26 protein-coding genes and 1 tRNA gene are annotated in these 23,077 nt (G+C 35.6%); 6 read left to right on the top strand and 21 right to left on the bottom strand.

Translation table 11 applies throughout. From position 1 onward, the window contains the following. Nucleotides 1–107: 107 nt before the first annotated feature. The 6 genes from KBP46_RS19430 to KBP46_RS19410 all read right to left on the bottom strand — a co-directional run bounded on the left by KBP46_RS19430 (nucleotide 108) and on the right by KBP46_RS19410 (nucleotide 3,634). Nucleotides 108–785 (bottom strand): response regulator, encoded by a 678-nt coding sequence (locus KBP46_RS19430; protein ID WP_062676134.1) that lies wholly within the window; start codon nucleotides 783–785, stop codon nucleotides 108–110. 21 nt (nucleotides 786–806) lie between these two features. Beyond that, on the bottom strand, nucleotides 807–1,229 hold the full coding sequence (locus KBP46_RS23915; RefSeq protein WP_253297095.1) for a sensor histidine kinase: 423 nt from the start codon (nucleotides 1,227–1,229) through the stop codon (nucleotides 807–809). A gap of 304 nt (nucleotides 1,230–1,533) precedes the next feature. Further along, nucleotides 1,534–2,157, bottom strand: a complete 624-nt coding sequence (locus tag KBP46_RS19420; RefSeq protein WP_062676136.1) for a hypothetical protein — start codon at nucleotides 2,155–2,157, stop codon at nucleotides 1,534–1,536. Nucleotides 2,158–2,173: 16 nt separating this feature from the next. Beyond that, nucleotides 2,174–2,557: a hypothetical protein gene (locus tag KBP46_RS23910; RefSeq protein ID WP_253297094.1), complete on the bottom strand. Its 384-nt coding sequence runs from the start codon at nucleotides 2,555–2,557 to the stop codon at nucleotides 2,174–2,176. Continuing rightward, the gene (locus tag KBP46_RS23905; RefSeq protein WP_253297093.1) at nucleotides 2,506–2,952 is read right to left on the bottom strand and encodes a hypothetical protein; all 447 of its coding nucleotides are present in this window, start codon (nucleotides 2,950–2,952) and stop codon (nucleotides 2,506–2,508) included. The genes KBP46_RS23910 and KBP46_RS23905 overlap by 52 nt, the downstream gene beginning before the upstream one ends. Nucleotides 2,953–3,013: 61 nt before the next feature. Further along, a complete protein-coding gene (locus tag KBP46_RS19410; RefSeq protein ID WP_062676138.1) occupies nucleotides 3,014–3,634 on the bottom strand; it encodes a DUF5715 family protein in 621 nt (206 codons plus the stop codon). A gap of 218 nt (nucleotides 3,635–3,852) precedes the next feature. On the opposite strand from KBP46_RS19410, the gene aqpZ reads away from it, so the two are divergent. Further along, nucleotides 3,853–4,569: an aquaporin Z gene (gene aqpZ, locus KBP46_RS19405; protein ID WP_034696881.1), complete on the top strand. Its 717-nt coding sequence runs from the start codon at nucleotides 3,853–3,855 to the stop codon at nucleotides 4,567–4,569. 267 nt (nucleotides 4,570–4,836) lie between these two features. Here the strand turns inward: aqpZ and KBP46_RS19400 are convergent, their stop codons facing one another. The 11 genes from KBP46_RS19400 to aceB all read right to left on the bottom strand — a co-directional run bounded on the left by KBP46_RS19400 (nucleotide 4,837) and on the right by aceB (nucleotide 15,436). Continuing rightward, nucleotides 4,837–5,382: a hypothetical protein gene (locus tag KBP46_RS19400; RefSeq protein WP_120232130.1), complete on the bottom strand. Its 546-nt coding sequence runs from the start codon at nucleotides 5,380–5,382 to the stop codon at nucleotides 4,837–4,839. 180 nt (nucleotides 5,383–5,562) lie between these two features. Next, nucleotides 5,563–6,555, bottom strand: coding sequence for an acyl transferase (locus KBP46_RS19395; RefSeq protein ID WP_216443944.1), 993 nt, complete (start codon nucleotides 6,553–6,555; stop codon nucleotides 5,563–5,565). A gap of 195 nt (nucleotides 6,556–6,750) precedes the next feature. Then, nucleotides 6,751–7,521, bottom strand: coding sequence for a UDP-2,3-diacylglucosamine diphosphatase (locus KBP46_RS19390; protein ID WP_062676140.1), 771 nt, complete (start codon nucleotides 7,519–7,521; stop codon nucleotides 6,751–6,753). Nucleotides 7,522–7,541: 20 nt separating this feature from the next. Next, nucleotides 7,542–7,988: a 6-carboxytetrahydropterin synthase gene (locus tag KBP46_RS19385; protein ID WP_047097353.1), complete on the bottom strand. Its 447-nt coding sequence runs from the start codon at nucleotides 7,986–7,988 to the stop codon at nucleotides 7,542–7,544. A 73-nt stretch (nucleotides 7,989–8,061) separates the two neighbouring features. Further along, nucleotides 8,062–9,504, bottom strand: a complete 1,443-nt coding sequence (locus tag KBP46_RS19380) for a serine hydrolase (RefSeq protein WP_216443943.1) — start codon at nucleotides 9,502–9,504, stop codon at nucleotides 8,062–8,064. Nucleotides 9,505–9,575: 71 nt separating this feature from the next. Continuing rightward, a complete protein-coding gene (locus KBP46_RS19375) occupies nucleotides 9,576–9,968 on the bottom strand; it encodes a hypothetical protein (RefSeq protein ID WP_062676142.1) in 393 nt (130 codons plus the stop codon). Nucleotides 9,969–9,997: 29 nt separating this feature from the next. Beyond that, nucleotides 9,998–11,164: a hypothetical protein gene (locus tag KBP46_RS19370; protein WP_216443942.1), complete on the bottom strand. Its 1,167-nt coding sequence runs from the start codon at nucleotides 11,162–11,164 to the stop codon at nucleotides 9,998–10,000. Nucleotides 11,165–11,196: 32 nt separating this feature from the next. Continuing rightward, on the bottom strand, nucleotides 11,197–11,583 hold the full coding sequence (locus KBP46_RS19365; RefSeq protein ID WP_120232134.1) for a thioesterase family protein: 387 nt from the start codon (nucleotides 11,581–11,583) through the stop codon (nucleotides 11,197–11,199). Nucleotides 11,584–11,711: 128 nt separating this feature from the next. Next, nucleotides 11,712–12,284 (bottom strand): OmpH family outer membrane protein, encoded by a 573-nt coding sequence (locus KBP46_RS19360; RefSeq protein ID WP_120232135.1) that lies wholly within the window; start codon nucleotides 12,282–12,284, stop codon nucleotides 11,712–11,714. A gap of 182 nt (nucleotides 12,285–12,466) precedes the next feature. Further along, nucleotides 12,467–13,750 carry an isocitrate lyase gene (gene aceA, locus KBP46_RS19355; RefSeq protein WP_346563532.1) on the bottom strand — a complete coding sequence of 428 codons (1,284 nt, stop codon included), beginning with the start codon at nucleotides 13,748–13,750 and terminating at the stop codon, nucleotides 12,467–12,469. A gap of 111 nt (nucleotides 13,751–13,861) precedes the next feature. Further along, on the bottom strand, nucleotides 13,862–15,436 hold the full coding sequence (gene aceB / locus KBP46_RS19350) for a malate synthase A (RefSeq protein ID WP_216443941.1): 1,575 nt from the start codon (nucleotides 15,434–15,436) through the stop codon (nucleotides 13,862–13,864). Nucleotides 15,437–15,564: 128 nt separating this feature from the next. Between aceB and KBP46_RS19345 the strand changes: the two genes are divergently transcribed. The 3 genes from KBP46_RS19345 (at nucleotide 15,565) to KBP46_RS19335 (ending at nucleotide 18,879) form a co-directional block, all read left to right on the top strand. After that, nucleotides 15,565–17,043, top strand: coding sequence for a helix-turn-helix domain-containing protein (locus KBP46_RS19345; protein WP_216443940.1), 1,479 nt, complete (start codon nucleotides 15,565–15,567; stop codon nucleotides 17,041–17,043). Nucleotides 17,044–17,389: 346 nt separating this feature from the next. Then, entirely contained in the window at nucleotides 17,390–18,043 is a 654-nt protein-coding gene (locus KBP46_RS19340) for a ComF family protein (protein ID WP_216443939.1), read from the top strand. Between the two features lie 149 nt (nucleotides 18,044–18,192). Next, the gene (locus tag KBP46_RS19335) at nucleotides 18,193–18,879 is read left to right on the top strand and encodes an alpha/beta fold hydrolase (RefSeq protein ID WP_216443938.1); all 687 of its coding nucleotides are present in this window, start codon (nucleotides 18,193–18,195) and stop codon (nucleotides 18,877–18,879) included. 1 nt (nucleotide 18,880) lies between these two features. Here the strand turns inward: KBP46_RS19335 and upp are convergent, their stop codons facing one another. Together upp and der are read right to left on the bottom strand one after the other, a co-directional pair. After that, the gene (upp, locus tag KBP46_RS19330; RefSeq protein ID WP_216443937.1) at nucleotides 18,881–19,531 is read right to left on the bottom strand and encodes a uracil phosphoribosyltransferase; all 651 of its coding nucleotides are present in this window, start codon (nucleotides 19,529–19,531) and stop codon (nucleotides 18,881–18,883) included. A gap of 153 nt (nucleotides 19,532–19,684) precedes the next feature. After that, on the bottom strand, nucleotides 19,685–20,995 hold the full coding sequence (der, locus tag KBP46_RS19325; protein ID WP_062676152.1) for a ribosome biogenesis GTPase Der: 1,311 nt from the start codon (nucleotides 20,993–20,995) through the stop codon (nucleotides 19,685–19,687). Between the two features lie 364 nt (nucleotides 20,996–21,359). On the opposite strand from der, the gene KBP46_RS19320 reads away from it, so the two are divergent. Beyond that, nucleotides 21,360–21,430, top strand: a tRNA-Gln gene (locus KBP46_RS19320). A gap of 87 nt (nucleotides 21,431–21,517) precedes the next feature. Here the strand turns inward: KBP46_RS19320 and KBP46_RS19315 are convergent. Together KBP46_RS19315 and KBP46_RS24060 are read right to left on the bottom strand one after the other, a co-directional pair. Next, the gene (locus KBP46_RS19315) at nucleotides 21,518–21,697 is read right to left on the bottom strand and encodes a transposase (RefSeq protein ID WP_216443936.1); all 180 of its coding nucleotides are present in this window, start codon (nucleotides 21,695–21,697) and stop codon (nucleotides 21,518–21,520) included. After that, nucleotides 21,684–21,818: a hypothetical protein gene (locus KBP46_RS24060; protein WP_301285861.1), complete on the bottom strand. Its 135-nt coding sequence runs from the start codon at nucleotides 21,816–21,818 to the stop codon at nucleotides 21,684–21,686. The genes KBP46_RS19315 and KBP46_RS24060 overlap by 14 nt, the downstream gene beginning before the upstream one ends. A 517-nt stretch (nucleotides 21,819–22,335) precedes the next feature. Here KBP46_RS24060 and KBP46_RS19310 point away from each other — a divergent pair. Next, nucleotides 22,336–23,076, top strand: coding sequence for a hypothetical protein (locus tag KBP46_RS19310; RefSeq protein WP_216443935.1), 741 nt, complete (start codon nucleotides 22,336–22,338; stop codon nucleotides 23,074–23,076). The last annotated feature ends 1 nt before the right edge of the window (nucleotide 23,077 follow it).

Here is a 23,077-nt window from a genome sequence, read left to right as displayed (position 1 = left end):
TTCAACTACCATCTCTGAAAGAGACATTCCAAAATAACAGAAGAAAAATAAGGTTCGCTAGAGTGAAAAGTACCAAATAAAAAAATCCGTATTTCTACGGAATCAATTTAGATTTTTTCAAGGGAGTAAATATTGTTGACAATGGCATAGATTACTATACCCACAGTATTCTTGGCTCCGATTTTCTCCAGGATACGTTGTCTGTGACTTTCTACAGTTCTGGGGCTGATAAAGAGTTTTTCTCCGATTTCATTGTTGGTCAATTCCTGACAGATCAGTTTTACCACATCTTTTTCTCTTTCGGATAATTCATCTTCTGTTTCAAAAAGAGATTTTTTTTTGGCAGAGCTGTTCATATAAGTAAACAGCATCTGATGATCTTCGGCCGTAAAAAAGACACCATTTTTATCTACCATTGTGATGGCTTCAATAAAGGTTTTTTTATTCGAGTTTTTGGGAAGAAATGCTGATACTCCCAGCTTAACCATATATCCGAGAATAGAGGTTTTATAATGGGATGACAGGATAATAATTTTAAGATCCGGATATTTTTCTTTCAGGATTTCTACCAGTTCAAAACCATTCATAGGTTTCATCTGAACATCTACGAGAGCAATATCAGGAAATTCATCTTTTGAAAGTTTTCCGAGGTCTTCTATAAAATCGGGGCCATTATCTGCGGTAAGGCAAACCGATATATTTTTTTCATTGGACAGCAACATTTTTACCCCTTCAAGGATGAGCTGTTCATCATCAATCAGTGCTAGTTTGATTTGGGAACTCATGATATTTTGGAATTTTTATAATTAAACGACTTCCTTTATTTGAAAATGTTTTTTCCATTTGTGTGTGGCGTTCATTGATTTGATACGGGATTCAATATTTTTGATTCCCATCCCTTTTTTCACTTCTTCATATTCAAATCCCTGTCCGTTATCAGAAATTACAACGGCCATATTTTCAGGATAATCTTTAATGTAAATCCAAATATCCGTTGCATCGGAATGCTTGATCACATTGGTGGTAAACTCCTGAATAATCCTGTACAGCTGTACTTCCACGAAAAGATCTTTCTTTTCATATCCAGACATTACCTGCAGGGAAATATTGATTTTATGGGAAAGGTTGGCTATTAATTCTTCAACATATAAAACCAGACCCACAGATTCCAGGTTTACAGGATATAATGAATGGGAAATACTTCTGGCAGCATCAATCAGGGAAGACATCTGACCGTAGATATTTTTTTGATGAGCTCATCACCCTGAGTATCGAGGTTATTCAACCACAAAGAAAGAATATTGAGGCGGTTTCCGATATCATCATGAATCATCACAGCAATTCTTTTCCTTTCTTCTTCCTGGGCCTTGATGTTTTCCAGAACTAATTTTTTCTGATGAAGAACTTCCGCTTCATGCTGTACATTTTTTTCCTTAATAATTCTGGTAATAAAAGCTCTGTAAGCTAGCAGAATAAAGGATACGATAACTGTTATGGTAACAATTATCAGGATCAGCAGATTGATATTTAGTGTTACTTCTTTAATCTGAAAAAAGTATATAAAAATGAACAGTACAAAATACTCGAAAGAATATTATTGGCACTGAGAATAGTATAATAATCGTTTTCGGACAGATTGGCGATCTGGTGCTGAATGATAAAAATAAACACTGAGACAGAGTAATAGAAAAAAATACTGGCATCTACCAAAAGAAAGCGGTTCTGTGTAGAGGTATTCTTAATCTCCCGAATCAGAGTAAATCCGGAAAGACAGATGATGATAATATTGGAAACCACTTTCGCTATATCAGCATTGGCAGGATAATCAAATCCGTATTTCGAGATCATAAAACCTGTTGCCAATACACCTACAATCCACAAAACATATCTTGGCCAGTCTAGCTTTCTGATAAATAAACCTGTAAGCAGGAAAAACTCTCCCGCAATGTATAAGGGATAAAGGAATGAGGTATCATTCAGTCTGAAGATATAAGGCAGCGCCAGATTCAGCAATTCAATAAAAAAAAGAAAAGCAATACAATGAAAATATTGCTTTTCTTTATGATTTAATATGCGGTATTTTGCTGCTCCCAGTAGTATAACGGACAGGAGCAGTGCATAATTCAGGAATAAAATTGCCTTATAAAGTTCAGCCATTCCTCAATAGATCGTTTTAAAATTCACTTCCTACATCTACATCCGGGATACGGCAAATAGGAGGACATGGTTTTGCCCAGTCGTAAGTATTGGAAATTGATTCTGCTCCCAGTTCTGCATTTCTAAGGTTTTCACGGAAAGAGATAAAGATAAGCGTTACCAACATTTTTCCGTAAATATCATTGTATCTGATCCCAAAAGAACAGGTAATACCTGCCAATCCTTCATCTGAAAGACAAAGGTCTGCTGTAGGAACATAGAATTTTCTGAAAATTCCACTTCCCTGATTTTCTCTGGTCTCTTTATAAAACCAATCCATACCTTGATTTCTCCAACGTTCAATAGCATCTACAGCTTTGTCCTGTTCAAGAATGGGTGTATTGGAAACAGGCAATCCCATATTGGTATTTTTTCCATGCTTTCAAGATCTTTGGATAGAACGGCGTTTCTAATAAGTGTATACTCCTGAATTTCCTGCAATCTCAGATCTTTTTCAAGTTCGGTAAGGAAACTATATGGATATTCTTTTACATCTATTTTTACCCCATCATTGTTCATAGGATAAAAGATAAGAATCAATCGGTCTCTGTAAATTCCTACTGCAGCACAGAAGTCTTTATAATCCTTAAACCCCTTCATCCATTCAAGGTGTTCTCTGGAAATATTAAAAACATAGTTGGTAGGGATAAGCTTTTGAATTTTGGAAAAGTCAGAAAGACATGCTTTCCACTGGTTTGACGCTGCTCTACATTCTTCTACAGGCAGCATATAGTCTACAATGTTTAATGTTGACATAAGCATAGTTTTTAGTCGTATAAAATATACAAACTAAATATGCTATGCAAGAGGATTTTAATTAATAATTTTTCACAGTAATATGATAACAGCTCTGCTGCTTCTCTTTGATGTAATATATTCTACCAGCCTTCTCATAATGCTTTAAAACTTTCTCCAGAGCTATTTCCATTTTCGGATTGTATTTTAAAACGTTGTTGAATCTTATGTAAGAAATATCAAAAGAGTTGCCATAGTTGTGAGAACTAATTCCTAGTGAGGCGTTAGAATTCACTCTTCTCAGCCTGCACTGGTCTTCAAGGGTTCTGGTAATGGATGAAACCGTAAATGTACCGCCTTTTGTATCCTTACTGAACTTTGACCCTATTTTTTCCAGAGTAGTTTTTGCCTTGGATACCATATAAGCCCTGCTGTAATCAAGTCTCTGAACCTGATACCCTTTGCCGGATTTTTTTATTTTGTGGAATTTTCCGTTGTTGATATATTTCTGTACGGTTTTGGAATCTTTCAATAACTGCACTCCAAAACCCTTTGAAGCATCAAGATGAGATTTATAAAGCGGTGTAGGTTCTACCTTTAATACAGTGGCAAGATCATAGCAGGGAAAAGCTTTTTTGGCTGCCTGCGAATAATGTAAACTATAAATAAAAGGTACAAAGACCACACAAAAAAACTTTCTCATTCACCTTCCTTTTAAATTACAAATGAAAGATAAAACATTTATGTTAGATCTTTCAAGACTGATGATAATACTCTCTCAATAAATCCCAAACAAACATTACACCAAATTACAGATTTTGCAATTTTTGTTCCCTCTTTTTTGAAATATTTTTTCAGTTTTAACTTTTTACTTTAAGATTTAAATTTTACATTTGAGATACATAAACAATAAACAACATGATAAAAAAACTTTTCGCTGAATTTTTCGGCACATTTTGGCTTGTTTTCGGAGGGTGTGGAAGCGCTGTTTTCGCAGCGGGTGTTCCAGACATCGGCATCGGACTTTTAGGCGTTGCTTTAGCCTTCGGTCTTACTGTTCTTACCATGGCTTACGCTGTAGGGCATATCTCAGGAGGGCATTTTAATCCGGCAGTTTCTTTCGGGCTTTTAGCAGGAGGAAGATTTCCTGCTAAAGACCTTATTCCTTACATTGTAGCCCAGTGTTTGGGAGCGATTGTAGCAGCAGGATGTCTGTACACAATCCTTAACGGTGCCGGAGCGGTAGAATTCTCAAAACCCGGAGATTTTGCCACGAACTTTTACGGTGAAGCCGTTTACAATGGAAAAGCTTTCAGTATGGGAGCAGCATTTCTTGCCGAGTTTCTATTAACCGCATTTTTCCTAATTGTAATCATGGGAGCTACAGATAAGTGGGCTAACGGTAAGTTTGCCGGTCTTGCCATCGGTCTTGCGCTTACGTTGATCCACCTGATCTCTATCCCGATTACCAATACCTCTGTAAACCCTGCGAGGTCCCTTTCTCAGGCAGTCTTTATGGGAGGAATTGCCATGTCACAGCTTTGGCTGTTCTGGGTAGCCCCTATTTTGGGAGGAGTTGTAGGCGGATTGATCTACAAGTTCTTACTTCAGAGAGATACTGCTGAAATTGCAGATTAATTTTAAAATAATATTTAATGATAAAATCCTGTCAGGCGGCAGGATTTTTTTATTTCTGATTTGAATAAATTGTTTTGAAATTCTTGTAAACGCAAAGTTTTTTATAAGAGAAACTTTTTATTTAAAAGGGGCAAAGTTGTTACAACTATTTTGCTTATGAGGCTAATTGTAATGTTGGATTAGTAAGAATCAATGTCATTGATTTCACCTTTGCTTCCATAAAACTTAAAAATAGAGATTAAACTTTTCGTTAAACCCAACATTTTTTTATTTCAGCTTTTTGATTTCAAAAGGATTTTTAAAGATGAGCTCTTCATGTTTCCCTTTAATTTCCATTTTGCGCTGAAGAAGATTAAGCGCCATTTTCCTGATGAAAAGATCTTTGTCATTCAGTTTCCAGTAAGAATCTTCATGAAGCTTTTTAGGCTGGCGGATCAGATAGAATTCAGTTTCCCAGGTATCTGCATTATGATAGAATTCGATGATTCCACAATGTTCAGGGATAAGAGCTGCGTCTACCATTCCCATCGGGAGCAAAAAACTAAAGGAATTGCATACATAATCTCCACAGGAAATTTTATCATGTTTCAGAAATTTTTCCCCGGTATCTTTGTTGATATATGATTTTTTAAAATCATTTTTAAAATCACTCTTTGAAAGCTTGATCTCAATTTCATGACTTCCACCTTCCGAATCTATGATTAATATGTCCGCTTCCCAATCTGCCTGAAAATAATTCGTCAGTACAATTTCTTTTTCAAAATCGCAATGGGAATGGATGTAGGCATGTATGAGTTCTTCTATTTTGATCATTTTTTATGATGGTAAAAATATTTTAATAAAACGCAATGCCCGCAAAATCTTTAATATCCAAGTATTTAAAGGTTCGCAAGGGCGTTTCACTCAGCAAAAGTCGCAAATTATTTTATGATACAAAAATTGACAAGCGAAGCGAATTGACCATTCACAATTGTTCTCTTATGTCCAAAATCATCAACTCACCAGCAGGCTGCATCCTCTGATATCTGAATGATCTATTCTTCCTAAGACCTGAAATTTATCACCCATTATTTTCCCTAAATCCTGTGTTGCAATAAATGAGCAGGAATGCGTATTGGCAAGATCAATGATATTAATAGCTCCTGTACGGCCTTCTTTTTCGTAAGCCAAAGGATCTTCTGCATTCCGAACCATGATTCTCATCCAGTTCGGACATTCGTATTCATTATTTCCAAGGGAATAAGCCTGTGAAAGTAACTCTGTCATGGAATATTCTGAATATATTCTGTCCGTTTTAAGTCCTTCCTGCAAGATTTTCAACAATTCATCCTTGGTCATTTCTTCTTTTCGCCCTTTCATACCGCCGGTTTCAATTACGATTAAATTTTCAGGGAAGTTCAGGGATTCATCGCTTTGCTCGGAATGACAGTAATCAAGAAAGTCTAATAGGGCAAAAGAAACCCCAAAAAGAATAACTTTTTTGCCCTGCAGTGTATTTAATAATTCAAAAAGCTCAGCATGATTATAAAGAAAATATCCGTTTTCCGGTTTTGCAGACTTCTTCATCAGATAGTCTACCATATAGATCAGTGATGAGTTTTGTCTCTCAAGATAGCTTGGAAGTAGCCCAAGAAAAATAAAATCTTCCGGTTTTCCGATAAATTGTTCAAAACTTTTATAAATGCTTTCTTCATAAAGCTCCGGATCTGCAATAAAATGTTTGGAAAGGTTCATCTGGGTGGTTCCCGAACTTTGAAAGTAAAGATCCGTATCCACATTTTTATCCAGAATCTGATGGTTTTTAAACATTTCAATAGGAAGAAACGGAATTTTCACCAGGCTATCTACCTCATCGGGGTTCACCTTCAGAAAATCAACGAATTTCCGGTATATTTCAACATTTTCATATTGATAACGAAATGTTTTCAATGATGCACTTAGAAAATCCTGTTCTGTCTTTATGTTGAATATATTTTTCAATTCCATAATTTTTAAATTCCTTAATCCCTTACTACAAGGCAATTACAGAGATAAAATATTGTTATTTAATAATTTTTTACTATATAAAACCTATTTTGGTAGACTTATTGCAATGTATTACTTGGAATATGGATTAAAAACAAGAGTGGGTTTTTCCACCCGTTCGAAAGTTACCTCTTTTTAGGGGTAATTTTTTTTGCTTTATTTTTCAAATGTCTTGAGTTCAAAATCCTTTTCAAAAACTCCGTAAGTGAAATAGGATATCCAGTCTCCAAGGTTGATATATTTTGCGTTTTGTTGCAGATCCAGTACCATTGGCAGGTGTCTGTGACCATAGATGAAATAATCAATCTTCTGAGTTTTCAGCTTTTCTTTGGAATAAATAATCAGAAACTCTTTATCTTCTCCCAAAAAAGCTTTGTCTTCTTCTCCGGAGATCATTTTATTTTTTTGTGAAAGGTATAATGCAATTTTCATCGCGATATCAGGGTGAAGCCATTTGAAAAACCATTGAGCCGCCGGATTGGTGAATAGTTTCTTCATTCTTTTATATCCTTTGTCACCAGGTCCCAAACCATCTCCATGAGCCAGCAGAAACTGCTTTCCTCCCATTTCAAAATATTGTTTCTGATAGAATACGGTACATCCGATTTCTTCTTCCAGATAATCTTTCATCCAGAGATCATGATTTCCTACAAAGAAATAAATATGAATTCCTCTGTCTTTCAATTCTGCAATTTTTCCAAGCACACGAACGTATCCTTTAGGAATAACATGCTTCCATTCATGCCAGAAATCAAAAAGATCTCCCATTAAAAACAAAACCTGAGCATCCTCTTTGATCTCATCCATCCAGCGTATAAACCTCTCCTCGCGCACCTTGCTTTCCTTGGGTGTAGGAGCACCAAAATGCTGATCCGAAGCGAAGTATACTTTTTTCCCAGGTTCTAAATTAATTGTTGTTTTTAACACTTTCTGAGTTTTGTGAAAAATTATTGATTATCTTCTGCAAACCATTCTCCATAAGAGTTTTCTGTCTCATGAAGTTTAAGATAAGCTAAAGAAATTCCTTCGGGAAGTCTTGATTTGATTTTAGCAGCAATAGCATACAACATGTTTTCACAAGTCGGCTGGAAGCTGCAATAGATTACTTTATGGCCTTTCTGCTCAAGGTCATCTCCCAGTTCTTTGTGTGGAGACAGTGCATTGACAAGAACCGCATGGTCCCATACATCTACGATCTCAGATTTTACGATACTTTTGATATCTCCGAAATCTACCACCATTCCATTTTTAGGATTTTCAATATCATTAATCGGTTTTCCTTTCACTGTTACAAACAGTTTATAGGAATGTCCATGCATATTTTTACACTTCCCATCGTAGTTGTAAAGCACGTGAGCCGTCTCGAATGTAAAAATTTTTGTAATACGTATCATAATACAAAGATAGGATAAAACAGCTTAATACAGAAAAGACTGTTTCTATTACAGCGATTTTAAAATATTCTTTTTAATCAATTTTGAAAGTCAGATTATGATCCTTGGTTCCATCTACATTAGCAGCATTGTAAGGTACAGAAAGCCAGTTTTTTTTATTCATAACAAATTTAAACTGGTAAGTTTTCCCACTTTCGAAATGAGATTTTGGGAGTGTTAATTCAAAAGCATTGTTCCTTTTCAGATTCATATAATACACCTGATCATCAGGATTCCAGTTGTTAAAAGAACCTGTCACAGAAATACTTTTGATGTACTCTACACTTTTCCCTTCTGGAAATTGATAAGAAAAAATGATATTATCCTTTTCAGTCCGGTAGCCATAATTTTCTTTTTTAAGATTGGGATGAACAATAGGTTCAGACTTTGTATATTCTTCTGCCACCATATATGGGTTCAGCATTCGTTTATCCATCATGCCGGCAATCTGATTGATCATAGGATAAAAAACAGGAAATTCTTTATATCCGTTGTACATCACTATAATAGCTATATTCTGATCCGGAAAAATTCTGTAAGCACTCACATTTCCTCCTGAGAAATCATAGGATTTTATAGCATTAAAGATGTCCGTATCCCAACCATGAGTAAAGGTGATCTCTTTATTTTTGTATTCAAACGGTTTCCACATCAACGCTTGTGTGGCAGGTTTCAGAAAATCATTTTTACTCAAATGAATGCTCCATTGTAAAAATGCAAGCAATGCAATCGCTAAGCCATTCGCTGAATGCGCTCTTCTCCCTTCTACAAATGTGGATTTTTCGTATTGATGTGTATTTTTGTTGTAGTTATATTTTACAATTCTATTAGGGATTTTTTCAACGGAATTCGATGAAAACACTACCTTATTTTTGGAGTCTGAAAACTGATTCTTCAGGATATAATCTTCAAATTTCTCTCCTGTTATTTTTTCAATGATCATCGTAATCAGCATGTAGTTGGTCTGATTATATCTGTAATCACTTCCGGTTTCAAATTCCATTTTTTCTTTTGATAAGCGGTTAATAACTTCAGCGTTGGTAGCATCTGTTGCAATATCATTGAAATTAATCCAGTCCGGAAGTCCTGAAGAGTGGGAAAGAAGATTTTTCACCTTAACATTTTGCCATTCTGCCGGTATATTGTCAATATATTTTGAAATTTTATCTTCCACAGAAAGTTTTCCTTGCTCCACTAGCTGAAAAAGCCCAACATTTGACATCAGTTTTGTACTAGAATACACCCTGAACATGGAATTCTGATCTACTTTTTTATCGCTTTCCAAATTTTCTGTTCCATAATATTTCTGGAAAGTCACTTTATTATTCGTTACAATTCCTACGGCCATTCCCGGTATCTCGTTGATTTGAATAACTTTCTTTATATAACTGTCTATCGCTTTCGATTGTTCTGCAGTCTGACCATAAGCTGTAACGAAAAAGCCTGAAAATAATATTGTTAAAATAGATGATTTCATGGAGATGTTTGTTTGATGTTTCCTTATTAAAAACAACTGCGGGCCTTTTTGTATTACATTTAGGAAAAAAATTATTTGTTATTTTCTGGTTTTAATTGATCGGTTTGAAAGCCTAATTCACTCAAATAATTAAGTCCGTTTTTTATTATTATTAAATTAGTTCCTGACCATCCATCCTTTAATCCAAGAACAATAAGCTCTTTAATATATTTAGGCTCATTAAGATTAACCACCTCTTCAGTGTTTTTTATTTTATTAAATAACTTTACCCCTGACTTTAAAGGTTGTCCCATCACATAATCATTGACAGTCATAAATTTGATGATTAAAGGGGTTTGTTTTTGTCCGTTTAAAAAAACTTTTACAGTCAAAGTATTAGTTTTAGATTCGAAATAATATTGATCTGCAACTAAATACAAGTATTCTACAGCATTGACAGTTATTTTTCTTAACTTATTTTTCATTACCCTTTTTTATCAAGCTATTCTAGCTATTATTTTATCTTTTTTTCAAATCTATTAATGACTTTATACTCTTTGTCTTTGATAACAATTTCATAATTACCTTTATCCAGGATTAAAAAACGACTGTCATTGGACGTTTTGAGCTCAATAGTATCAGCAGGAATTCCCTGTTTTTCAAACTCTCCTTTTCTGTATGCTAAAACCAAGGCCGGATATATCGAAACTTTAGAGGCTGGAATTTTATAAAACTTTCTGTTTTTGTTCAACATCCAATTGGGTCTGCCTTCAACATATTTTGTAACGGGATGAATGATTTTAATATCGGTATACAACTCTTTGTCTTCCCCATTGTATATTCCATGATTCTGATCTTTTAAAACAACAGGGACAGTATTTTTCACAAGTCTTAAAAGAGGGTCATTAAATTTCAGGCTACTTTTTTCTGAAAACTGAGTCTGATCAATCGTAAAAGGATTGATCTCCGTAAGGTCTGAAAGTCGTCCTGCCATTGTTTTCTCCCAGGATTTATGAATACCTTCATAAGCATGCTGATAACCGCAGTAGATGAGATATTTGCCATCTTTATTTTTCTGCATAAAATCGAAGATATTTTTTGCTTCTCCAATTTCTCTTTCTTTGTTATTTCCTTCTGCTTCGTAGGGGAAAAGTTTAAATCCAATTTTCAAAGCATTGTAGATAAAATTTCCAAATTCCGGTTCTTTGGAATAATATCCGCTACTGAGAGCAGCAAATTTTGTAATATTTAAAGAATCACTCGCCAATGTTTCGAGGCCCAAATATCTGTAGCCTTTGTCATACAACCCTTGGAGTAAGGAAGAGGCAAATGCTCTGTGACTGGCATTATGATGAGCTTCATTAATGATGATAATCTGTTCACTGGCAGCTCTGGCTAAGATATAATCTTTTGCATTGACAGGGATTAATTTTGTGAATCTCAGACTATCTTCAGTACTCAACTTTTTTACACGTCCAAAAGTCTCATCCCAACTTTCCAATGCCGGTTTATATTGTCCGCTTATTGAGTAGTATGTTGCTGTCATCTGGCTTCTCCAGGATTGACTTTGGGTAGAGTCTGCTACCTTTTTTTTGATATCATCTGTAAACCAGTAAGGATTTTCCTGACCATAGCCTATTATGCTTAACAAGAGTAAAGCCAGTGAATAAGAGAATTTCATGTGTATTTAGTTTTTGATTTAGGGTTATATAGCTAAAAAAACTTCTCCAGCCAGTCGTTTTCCAGACGTTTTATTTTTTTGGTTTCAGGATCGAACAGAATCCAAAGCGTACTTGAGTCTACCACAAGTTCTTCATTGCAATAGAACTCAACTTTTCTTGGCTGTTTGGCTCCTTCGGGAGTCAGAGGATAAGTTCTTACCGTAATGATATCATCCAGATAAACCTGTTTTTTATATCGGATATGATGATCCAGAAGCATCCAGGCATCGTTTACATATTCTGTTTGCTGTTTCAGAAGATCCCAGTGTTCCGCTGCTACTTCCTCCACCCAGTGCACATATTGTACGTTATTCACATGATTATTCTGATCAATATGATCTTCTGTTACCTTTATTTGTTTTTCGTACATTAAATTCATTCTGCTTAAAGTTTACTCAAATGTATCATTTTAAAATAAAATTTCTTCATTCAACCCAACACTTTTATACATAAAAAAACGGGATCATAAGTTCTGATCCCGGTATAATATTCAGTATATTGAATTTCTTATTTAGACTTTCCAGCAGGTTTTGCAGGCGTTGCTGTAGCTCCTAATTTGGTTTTTACCAGAGCTGTGATATCTTCACTTCCATCTGTGTAAACTAAATTATTAGATTCATGGAATGATGTATCGAAGATAAAATTCAATCCTCTTTCTTTAGCAACAGCAGAAATAACGCTCTTTACCTTTTGTTGTAAAGGAGTGTACAATTCACTTTGCTTAGCTGAAATATCTTTAGCAGCCTGTGCTCTTGAATCTTCTATTTTTTTACCTAAAGTCTGCAACTCTGTTTGTGCTGCCATCAGTTCTTTAGTCACAGCTTCTTTGTTGGCTTCACTAAGAGTCTTTTCTTTAGCCTGTGCTGCTTTCAATTTAGTCTGATAATCACCGATCATTTTTTCAATTTCAGCCTGCTTAGACTTAGTCAGATTATCAATAGTAGTTCCTATAGTGGTTACTTCAGATAAACTTGCAAAAATATCCTCTGTGTTTACACTTCCAACCTTCTGTTGAGCATTTGCAGCATTTGCAGTAAGCGTTAATCCTAATGTAATAAAAAGTACTTTAATTAAATTCATTTTTAATAATATTTTTTCCAGCCCCAAATATAATTCAAATTTCAATTACTTATCATGTCGCATTTATTTCTTTACTATTTTGAAATATACATATTGTAAAAACAGTTTCAAAGCCCTTTAAACAAAAGAAAAACCTTCCCACAAACGAGAAGGTTTAACATCAAAAAAATATGGAAAAACGACTAATGGAATTGTGCCGTTTCTGTAGAATCTTTCATCGCTACAGTAGCTGAAGAGCCGTTGGTCACAATATTCTGTACTTCATCAAAATATCCTGTTCCTACAAAAGACTGATGTTTCACTGCTCTGAATCCTTTGTGCTGTAATGCAAACTCACGCTCCTGAAGTTCTGAGTATCCTGCCATTCCTCTTTCTTTATAAGCTAATGCCAATTCAAACATAGCGGTGTTCAAGGCATGGAATCCTGCAAGGGTAATAAACTGAAATTTGTATCCCATTTTAGCCAACTCTTCACGGAAAGTAGACATTTCTTCCACACTCAGTTTTGCTGCCCAATTGAATGAAGGTGAACAGTTATAAGCCAGCATTTTTCCCGGGAATTTCGCATGAATTCCTTCTGCAAACCTTTTGGCTTGTTCCAGGTCGGGATTTGAAGTTTCCATCCAGATAAGATCTGCATAGGGAGCATAAGACAGTCCTCTGTCGATGCCTTGTTCTACTCCATTTCTTACCACGTAAAATCCTTCGGAAGTTCTCTCTCCTGTAACGAATTTCTTATCTCTGTCATCAATATCGGAGGTCAGTAAATCTGCTGCATCCGCATCTGTTCTTGCTATAATGAGACTCGGAACTCCAAGTACATCAGCAGCCAGACGTGCCGCAATCAGTTTATTGACTGCTTCCTGTGTAGGCACCAATACTTTTCCTCCTAAGTGTCCACATTTTTTGGCCGAAGAAAGCTGATCTTCAAAATGTACACCAGCTGCTCCTGCTTCAATCATCTGTTTCATCAGCTCAAAAGCATTCAGATTGCCTCCAAAACCAGCTTCGGCGTCGGCAATGATAGGCACAAGATATTCTTTATTTCCTGATCCGCTTACCGACTGCACCTGATCTGCTCTCAATAAAGCATTATTAATTTTCTTTACCACTGAAGGTACTGAATTGGCTGGATACAATGACTGATCAGGATACATTTCCCCAGATAGATTGGCGTCTGCAGCCACCTGCCATCCTGAAAGGTATATTGCTTCCAGACCTGCATCTACTTCCTGCACTGCCTGATTACCCGTTAATGCACCAAGCCCTGCCACATAATCCTGAGTATTCAATTTATCCCAGAATTTTTTGGACATTTCTGTCGCAATAGTGTATTCAATGGTATAAGAACCGCGAAGTTTAAGAACTTCTTCTGCCGTATAAGGTCTTTTTACACCGTGCCAACGTGGATTTGTCAGCCAATCTTGCTCTATAGCCTGGATTTGTTCTTGTCTTGTTTTCATAATATTTGGATTTTGTTTGATTAGATTTAAGGTTTCGAGATACGGGATTCGGGGTACAAGGTTTCGAGATATGATTCTCAAACTTTCGGACACTCCTACTCTCTCACTCTCAAACTATATAAAAGGATATGCTTTAAGGGTTAGAAATTCTTCAAACTTTTCACAGAAAATCAATTCATTGAAAAGTTCTTTGGCAAGGTTGAATTTTCCGTTTTGGAAACGGATTTCTCCTACATACTTTTCAATATTGTCCATTTCCTCTTTTTCCCACTGTAATACCATACTTCGGGTTAATGTTCTATCGTCAATCAGGACCGCTTCGTTTTTCAGCCATTGCCAGATTTGTGTTCTTGAAATCTCAGCAGTAGCTGCATCTTCCATGAGATTATAAATGGCGGCTGCGCCAGTTCCCATCAGCCAGCTTTCCAGATAAAGAATTCCTACATTGATATTTTTTCGGATTCCTTTTTCGGTAATATCACCTTTAGGAATTTCCAGCAACTGGCTTTCTGTTATATGGTATTCGAATTTTTTATCGATCTGATTTTTGGAAGGCATATACTGGTCAAAAACTTCTTTTGCTACAGGTACCAAGGCCGGATGTGCAACCCAAGTTCCGTCATGACCATTTTTCACTTCTCTTTCTTTATCATTTTTTACTTTTTCAAAAGCAATACGATTAGCTTCATCATCGTCTTTTACAGGGATCTGGGCTGCCATTCCACCGATTGCATGGACATTTCGTTTATGACAGATTTCGATCACTCTTTTTGAATAGGCACTCATAAAAGGAGAGGTCATAGTCACCTGATCTCTGTCCGGAACTATAAATTCGCTAAGGTTTCTGAATTTTTTAATGTAGGAGAAAATATAATCCCATCTTCCGCAATTCAATCCTGCGCTATGTTCTTTTAATTCAAATAAAATTTCATCAATCTGAAATGAAGCAGTAATGGTTTCTATTAAAACAGTAGCTTTAATAGTTCCCTTCGGAATTCCGAGATAGTTTTGGGCAAAAACAAAAACTTCATTCCACCATCGGGCTTCTTTATAGTGTTCTAATTTTGGAAGGTAAAAATAAGGGCCACTTCCGTTTTCCAAAAGTTGTTTTGCATTTCTGAAAAAATAAATTCCAAAATCAGTCAGTGATCCGGAAGCTTTTTCTCCGTTGATTTCAATATGTTTCTCCGGAAGATGAAGCCCTCTTGGACGAACCTGTAAAACAGCCGTTTTTTCATTAAGGGTGTAAGCTTTTCCTTTTTCGTTGACAAAATCAATAGTCCGGTTAATGGCATCAGAAAGATTAATCTGTCCCTGAATACAGTTTTCCCACACTGGCGAGCTGCTGTCTTCAAAGTCGGCCATAAATGTAGAAGCTCCGGAATTCAGGGCATTGATAATCATTTTGCGGTCAACAGGACCGGTAATTTCTACTCTTCTATCCAACATATCTTCAGGAAGCGGAGCACATACCCAATTTCCTTTCCGGATGTCTGCTGTTTCTTTCAAGAACTCAGGAAGATTTCCTTTATCAAAATTTTGCTGAGTAATTTTTCTTTCTTCTAAAAGTTCAAGTCTTTTATCATTAAAGTGCTGATGAAGCGAAATCAGAAAATCTGCCAAATCTGGAGTAAATACTTCCTCAAACTGCTTCTGTGACTTTATTTCTAATTGAGTCTTTGTTTCCATAACTTATTGATTTTATGATTTGATGTTACAAACATAAATAAAAATTTTCACAAACAGCGAACGTTCGCTAAATTTATTTAAAAAATTATTATGCGAATAATCGCATCTAATTATTTATATTTGAAGTAATGAATTCAGAAAGCGACTTTATCAAAACAGTTTTCGGGCTAAAACTGAAACAGCAGAGACAAAAGAAAAACTGGTCTCTGCAGGACCTTGCTGTAAAGACAGGATTATCAAAATCTTACCTCAACGAAATTGAGAATGGGAAAAAGTATCCCAAACACGATAAAATTATTCAGCTTTCTGAAGCACTCAGCTGCACTTTCGATGATCTTGTTTCTACCAAGCTGGATAAAAGTCTGGCCCCATTCAACGAAATTCTTCAGTCTGATTTCTTCAAAGAAGTCCCACTAGAGCTGTTTGGAATCAATAAGAACAACCTAATCAGTATTATTAGTGATGCTCCTAAAAAAGTAACGGCTTTTATCAATGCACTGATCGAAATTTCTCAGAATTACAATCTTGGTAAGGAAAGATTTTATTTTGCCGTCTTAAGGTCATTTCAGGAGTTATATGATAACTATTTTCCGGAAATTGAAGAAAAGGTTGATCTGTTTACCCGGGAAAATCAGTTACAACCCGGAAAAGATCTAAAGTCTGACATCCTGGAGGCAATTCTTGCAGAAAAATTCAGTTACTCCATTCAGTCTGAAGATTTTGAAAAATATGGAACTCTGGATAATCTCCGCTCTCTTTTCATTCCTGAGAAAAAACTTTTACTTCTGAATCAAAAACTGGAAAAGGATCAGAAAACATTCATTCTGGCTAAAGAAATCGGCTTCAATGTACTGGAATTAAAAAACCGTCCCAATACATATTCGTGGCTTGATTTCGGAAGCTTTGAAGAAATTCTGAATAACTTTTACGCGTCTTATTTCGCAGGTGCATTGCTCATTTCAAAAGAACCTGTCATTGAAAAGACCGCAGAATTTTTCCAGCAAAATACGTGGGAACCTAAAAATTTTGAGAGTCTTATCAGCAGTTTCACCCACTCGCCTGAAACATTTTATTACCGGCTGACCAACATCCTCTCGGCTGAAATGGGAATCAAAGATCTGTTCTATCTATGTCTGGTAAAAAAGAAAAATTCGGATAAGATTCAGATTTTAAAGGAGCTTCATCTTAACCATCAACAAGCTCCTCACGCCAATGCTACCAATGAACATTATTGCAGAAGATGGATTGCGGTAAAAAACCTTGGTGATTTAAAAGAAAATGAAACCCTTACGGATGCTCAGGTTTCTCACTATAAGGATCAGGGAATAAGCTATCTTGTGATTTCTACTTCACAAAAAAATCCCTTCTCAGATGGAAGCAACAGAAGTTATTGCCTGGGGATTCTCTTGAATTCTCAAACAATAAAGAAAATAGGGTTTATCAAATCTCCTTCTTTAAAAACCATCAATGTAGGAGTCACCTGCGAATCCTGCAGTATTGCAGATTGCGAAGTAAGACAGGCACCCCCTGTGAGACTGGAAAAGGAACATTTTAATATGAGTATGAAGAGCTCTGTGGAGAAGATCAGGAAGAGATTTGAGAATTAGTAAGTGAATAGTGAATCGTCAATACGCTTCGCTCGTGAATTTTATGTGGAGTGTGAGTTGTAAGTTGTAAGTTGTAAGTTGTAAGTAATGGACTTGGGTAAAATCCACAATAACTTATTTTCATCTTAAACGCAGAGATCACAAAGTTTTCTATTATAATTTTAGAATATTTTGCTCGCCAAGACGTTACACTCAGCAACAAAAAGGCTTTTCCCTTGCTAAATGAAATGCCCTTGAGAACAATACAAAATAACAAACTTTGTGAACATTAGCGTTAATAATAATTCAACATTGGCTTTGCAAAGCAAAATTTGACAATTATTTTCTATCTTAGTAAAAACACACTATGATATTAGATATATTGTTTCCCAACCGCTGCATCCACTGCAACACAATCATTGATCCAGAACTATTGGTTTGTGGCCTTTGTTTCAGCCAGATTCATTTTACCCATTACAATTATTTTGAAAATAATCCAGTCAAGGAAAAATGCAGTTTATTTTTTCCGGTTGAAAATGCGTTTTCTTTAATTCAGTTTGAAGAGGAAAGTTTAAGCCGGCAGATTATCCATGAACTAAAATACAGAAGCAGGGAAAGTATAGGAAAGATTCTTGCAGAGTGGATGATAGATCGTTTGGATTTTAGAGATGACCATCCTGATCTTTTAGTAACTGTACCACTCCATCCAAAGAAATTAAGAGAACGGGGATATAATCAGCTTCATTTATTCACAGAAACATTATCAGAATTTTATGATATTCCGTTTGATCATGAATTAGTCAAAAGAAATCATTATTCCAAAGCTCAGGCTTTAAAAGACAAAAAACACAGGCTGAAGACCACTAATACATTTTCAGTTACCCAACCTGTTTCCGGAAAGCATATCCTCCTGATTGATGATGTTTTTACTACAGGAAATACTGTTTCATCAGTTGCGTGGGAGATTTTAAATGCTGGTGACAATAAAGTAAGTGTATTGGTGATAGCTGTGGATATTTGAGGCGGAAGACGAGGTGTGGAGATCATCTTCAAAAATATTATCAGGTAAAAACCCACTCAAACTCTCCCATTCTCAAGCACTCTTACTCTATATACCACCCATTTTCACCATTCAATTCTTTTTCCTAATTTTCCGGAAACTATACAACTATGCCAAATCTGCTTTTACTGCACGGAGCCTTAGGTCACAGCGACATTTTTAAACCTTATCTAAATACACTGTCCCAATATTTCACGGTACACACCCCTTTATTTTCAGGACACGGAGATCAGGAGCTCCCTGCTGGTGGCATCAATATTGAAAAATATACTCAGGAATTATCTGAATATTGTAAGGTGAACAATTTGACTGAAGTATCAATTTTCGGACATAGTATGGGTGGTTATGTAGCGCTTTGTTATGCCATGGAAAACCCTGAAAATGTAAATTCTATTATAACATTGGGAACAAAGTTCGATTGGACTGAGGAAGAGGCTTTAAAAGAAAGTAAAATGCTTAATCCTGATATTATTCTTGAAAAAATTCCGCAGTATGCTCAGCTTTTAGAATCACAACACGGAACAAAATGGAAACAACTTCTTCCGGCTATTGCTGATCTAATGGTTGATTTAGGTAAAAATCCTCCTCTGGAAAATAATTTTGCCACGATTACTACTCCAACTCAAATTATGGTGGGAGATAAAGATAATATGGTCACTATTGAAGAGAGTATGAGAGTGTACAGAAGCCTTCCAAACGCAAAACTGGCCGTACTTCCGGACACAAAGCATCCTATGGATAAAGTACGACCTGATTTATTATTGAATTTAATAAAAGATTTCTGGAATCTTTCTTAAATTATCTCTGAAGTTTTTCTCCGTAGCTCAAGTCTCCGGCATCTCCTAATCCTGGAGTGATATATCCTTTTGAAGTCAAATGTTCATCAATGGCTCCTACCCAGATGTGCGCTTCAGGATAAGCGTTCTGAACTGTTTCAACTCCTTGTTTTGAAGCAATGGCTGCTACGATGTGAAGCTGGGTTGGATTTCCGTTGGTAAGCAAATCCTTGATCGCTTCAATTAAAGAAGCTCCTGTTGCCAACATAGGATCTGCTACGATCAAAGGTCTGCCTTCGATACTAGGACAGGTAAGATAATCCTGTTTGATTGAGAAATAATCGTTAGCATCGTGTTTTCTGTATGCTGCTACAAAACCACAGTCTGCTCTGTCTAAATAGTTAAGAATTCCTTCGAATAATGGAACTCCTGCTCTTAAAATGGTTGTAATAACCGGCTGTACGGCAATTTCTCTGCTTTTTATTGTATCTAAAGGAGTTTGAATTTCAACTTCTCTATACTCCAGTCCTTTACTGATTTCAAAAGCGGCAATCTCCCCGATTCTTTCCATATTCCTTCTGAATCTCATTCGGTCGTGCTGGATCGTAACGTTTCTAAGTTCGTTAATCCATTCGTTGACCAGAGAAAAGTGTAGCGATAAAATAGTAAGCATGAAAATTTTTATTTTAATTTCAGATATTAATTGCTGCAAAATTACAACTAAAAAACGAATTGAAAGATTGCACTTAAGGAGAAGTCCGTTCTGATGGTATAAAAAACTCCGGCAAGCTTCGCTTGCCGGAGTTTTCGTGAACATAAGTTCTTATTATTTTTGTCTGAAATAAACTTCAATCGGAACTCCGGTAAACCCGAATTGTTTTCTCAACTGGTTTTCAGTAAATCTCTTATACGGTTCTTTCACATATTGTGGAAGGTTACAGAAGAATACAAACTGTGGTGAAGGTGTAGGAAGCTGTACACAATATTTGATTTTAATGTATTTTCCTTTCAACGCTGGTGGTGGTGTCTGTTCGAAGATCGGAAGCATTACTTCATTCAGTTTTGAAGTCTTAATTTTCTTCTTACGGTCTTCATAAACCTCCATGGCTACTTCTACAGCTTTTAAGATTCTCTGCTTCGTCAAAGCTGAAACGAATAGGATTGGAATATCCTGGAACTGACCAATTTTATCTTTGATTGATTTTTCGAAATCACGCATCGTATTGGTCTGCTTGTCTTCGATCAAATCCCACTTATTCACAAGGATTACAATTCCTTTTCTGTTTTTCTGAGCTAAACCGAAGATATTCATATCCTGAGATTCCCAACCCTGTGTAGCATCCACCATGATGATCACAACGTCAGAATATTCAATAGAACGGATCGATCTCATTACAGAGTAGAATTCAAGATCTTCATTTACCTTAGACTTTCTTCGCATCCCCGCCGTATCTACCAATACAAACTCGTGTCCGAATTTGTTATATAAAGTCTGGATACTGTCTCTTGTAGTTCCTGCAATATCGGTTACAATATTTCTTTCAACATCCAATAAAGCATTGGTCATTGTAGATTTTCCTACGTTTGGACGACCTGCAATCGTGATTTTAGGTAATCCTTCAAATGGATCTTTATATTCTGTAGTAGGAAAATCTTTAACGATATCATCTAATAAATCTCCCGTTCCAGAACCTGTAGCAGAAGAAAGTGTATAATATTTATCAATTCCTAGCTGATAGAATTCTGTTGCAGGAAGTTCTTCCTTTGCAGAATCTACTTTATTGATAACGATATAAATTGGTTTGTTGGATCTTCTAAGAAGTCTGTAGATTTCGTGATCTGTATCGGTAAGCCCTTCTTCTACGTTCATCATAAAGATAATAGAAGTGGCTTCATCCACCGCTAATTGTACCTGTTTACGGATTTCCTCTTCGAAGATATCATCTGTACCTACATCATAACCTCCGGTATCAATTACGGTAAAGTCTACTCCGTTCCAGTCTGATTTTCCATAGTGACGGTCTCTGGTAACACCAGCTGTAGAATCTACAATAGCTTCTCTTCTTTCTAATAAACGGTTAAAAAGCGTGGATTTTCCTACGTTGGGACGTCCAACGATTGCAACAATATTTGACATAAAAAATGTTTAATAATCCTTTTGCTTTGCTCAAGGATATGTTATTAATGGGTTACTCCAACTTTTGGAGCCCAATTTTTTGCAAAGATAGGGTTTTATTATTTAACAGATGGAAGCTGGGAAAAAGAGGTGAGATGTATTATCTATCTGATAAATTAACGTTAACCGTACTCTTCCAATTGAACAGATAATATCCACAAATCTCCTATTTACTAGGAGAAGCAGATTTTTTTTTAAATTTTTATTAAAAAATAATTATTTGGATATCAATAAGTAAAGCGTTTTGCATCCTTATTATGTTAATTAATCTTTAATTTAGATTTTCATATTTAAAATAATTTCTATAATTTCGCGGCATAGAAACAGACCCATGGTGTAGCGGTAACACTACTGATTTTGGTTCAGTCATCTGGGGTTCGAATCCCTGTGGGTCTACAAACCATCCTTTTTTAAGGATGGTTTTTGTTTTTTGTTCCCTTTCGAAAATTAAAAAGGTAGATAGTGAATTAATCATAAAAAGGATCAAGCACAAAAGTTGTGGGCTAAGCAAAAAGTTTGGTTAATTCTAAAAAAGAAAAATGACCTATCCTTTACCCCTCTATGCTGCATTCTGAAGTTTTTGATTTTAGCATTAAAAGATTCAGCAAAAGCATCAGTGCTTCTTTGGTTAAAAAAGGCTAAGATTTCTCTATAATGATTCATTATTGATAGATTCTCCAGTGGTTTTATCAATCCATCCCCTTCTTTTGATATGAAGTAGAACCCGTTTTCCCATCACTCCATCAACTTCTTCTTCTTCTTCTTCTTCTTCTTCTATTATCAAAGTACTCTACTAAAAATTCTGAAGCAAGAGTTTTACTAGCTCATCAGGAATATACATATTCCAAATTTAAAACTTAACACTACATCCACAACTTTTGAGATTGATATTTATGGTACTACTATAAAATACTCCCGTCTTATTTCGGTTAAAAATACTTGTTACTGCAACTACAGAATAGCGAGGTCAAAAAACTTTTATAACGACCGGAAAACAATGAAATTTGCACTCTAAAGAATGTAAATGATCATTGAAGTCAGAAAAATATACCAAGAAAACAGCGTAGAAAAAATATAAAAGAATGGAGTTGATTTAAAATAAAATTACAAAAAAAACATTGCAAAAACATATGTTTTCTAAGCTGTAACCATATTAATAATTCACTAATTGACAGTGCGATAAAAGAGGCCAAAAATCAATAACTGTTCAAAAAACACAATTCTATTTAACTACATTAAGTCTGTCAAGAACAGACTCTCCCTCAAATTATCAATCTTATAAAAACTAATTATCAATAATAATGAAAGTACCATTAAAAACAATATTTAGCTGGTTTGAAAAGGGTGATATTCCCACAGAACATCAGTTTCAGCAGACCTTTTCTTCATTCCGTCATTTAGATGAAAATATCAGGATGGATGAGGTAACGGGTTTAAATGAAACTTTTCAAAAAACGGTATCCAGCACAACTTTTACAAATCATCTGCAAGATGAAGGAGCACACGATTTAGTGCTCGCAAGACTTAATGCATCCAATCTTACTGCCAGAAATGTAGAAGAATGGAAAGAAAAATTAAAGATCAAACCAGCAGCCACTATAGACAATGGTGAAGAAACAGGAAATGTCTATACAAAGGAGCAAATCGAGGAAATTGTAAATATACTTCAGGCAAAAGATAATGAAATGTTTGAGCTGACTGCAAAAATCAGCGAAATACTAACCTCGAATGATGATAACTTTGATAAGCTTCAGAAAATCGTAGACTATATCAAAGAAAACAGGGAGCAGATAGAATTACTTAAAGGTTCAGGAGCAAATTCTTCCTTTGGAGGAATTTTAAGGCCTACTGATAATATTATTATTAAGCCGGGATCAGCAAAATGGTTTTGGGCAGGGAGTGGAGTTTACGAAAATGCTTCAGGAGTTACGATTGAAAATTTCGGAATAATTTCCTTTGACGGTTTTGTTTGGTCTGTTCTGGAGGTTAATATGCCTGGAGGTGGAACAGATGGTTTTATTGATTTAACACAAGAAGATTAAA

The sequence above is a fragment of the Chryseobacterium sp. PCH239 genome (assembly GCF_018924625.1).
GTDB classification, from domain to species: domain Bacteria; phylum Bacteroidota; class Bacteroidia; order Flavobacteriales; family Weeksellaceae; genus Chryseobacterium; species Chryseobacterium cucumeris.
Note: the sequence above shows the minus strand (reverse complement) of the source record. Positions and strands in the feature narration are given on the sequence as shown.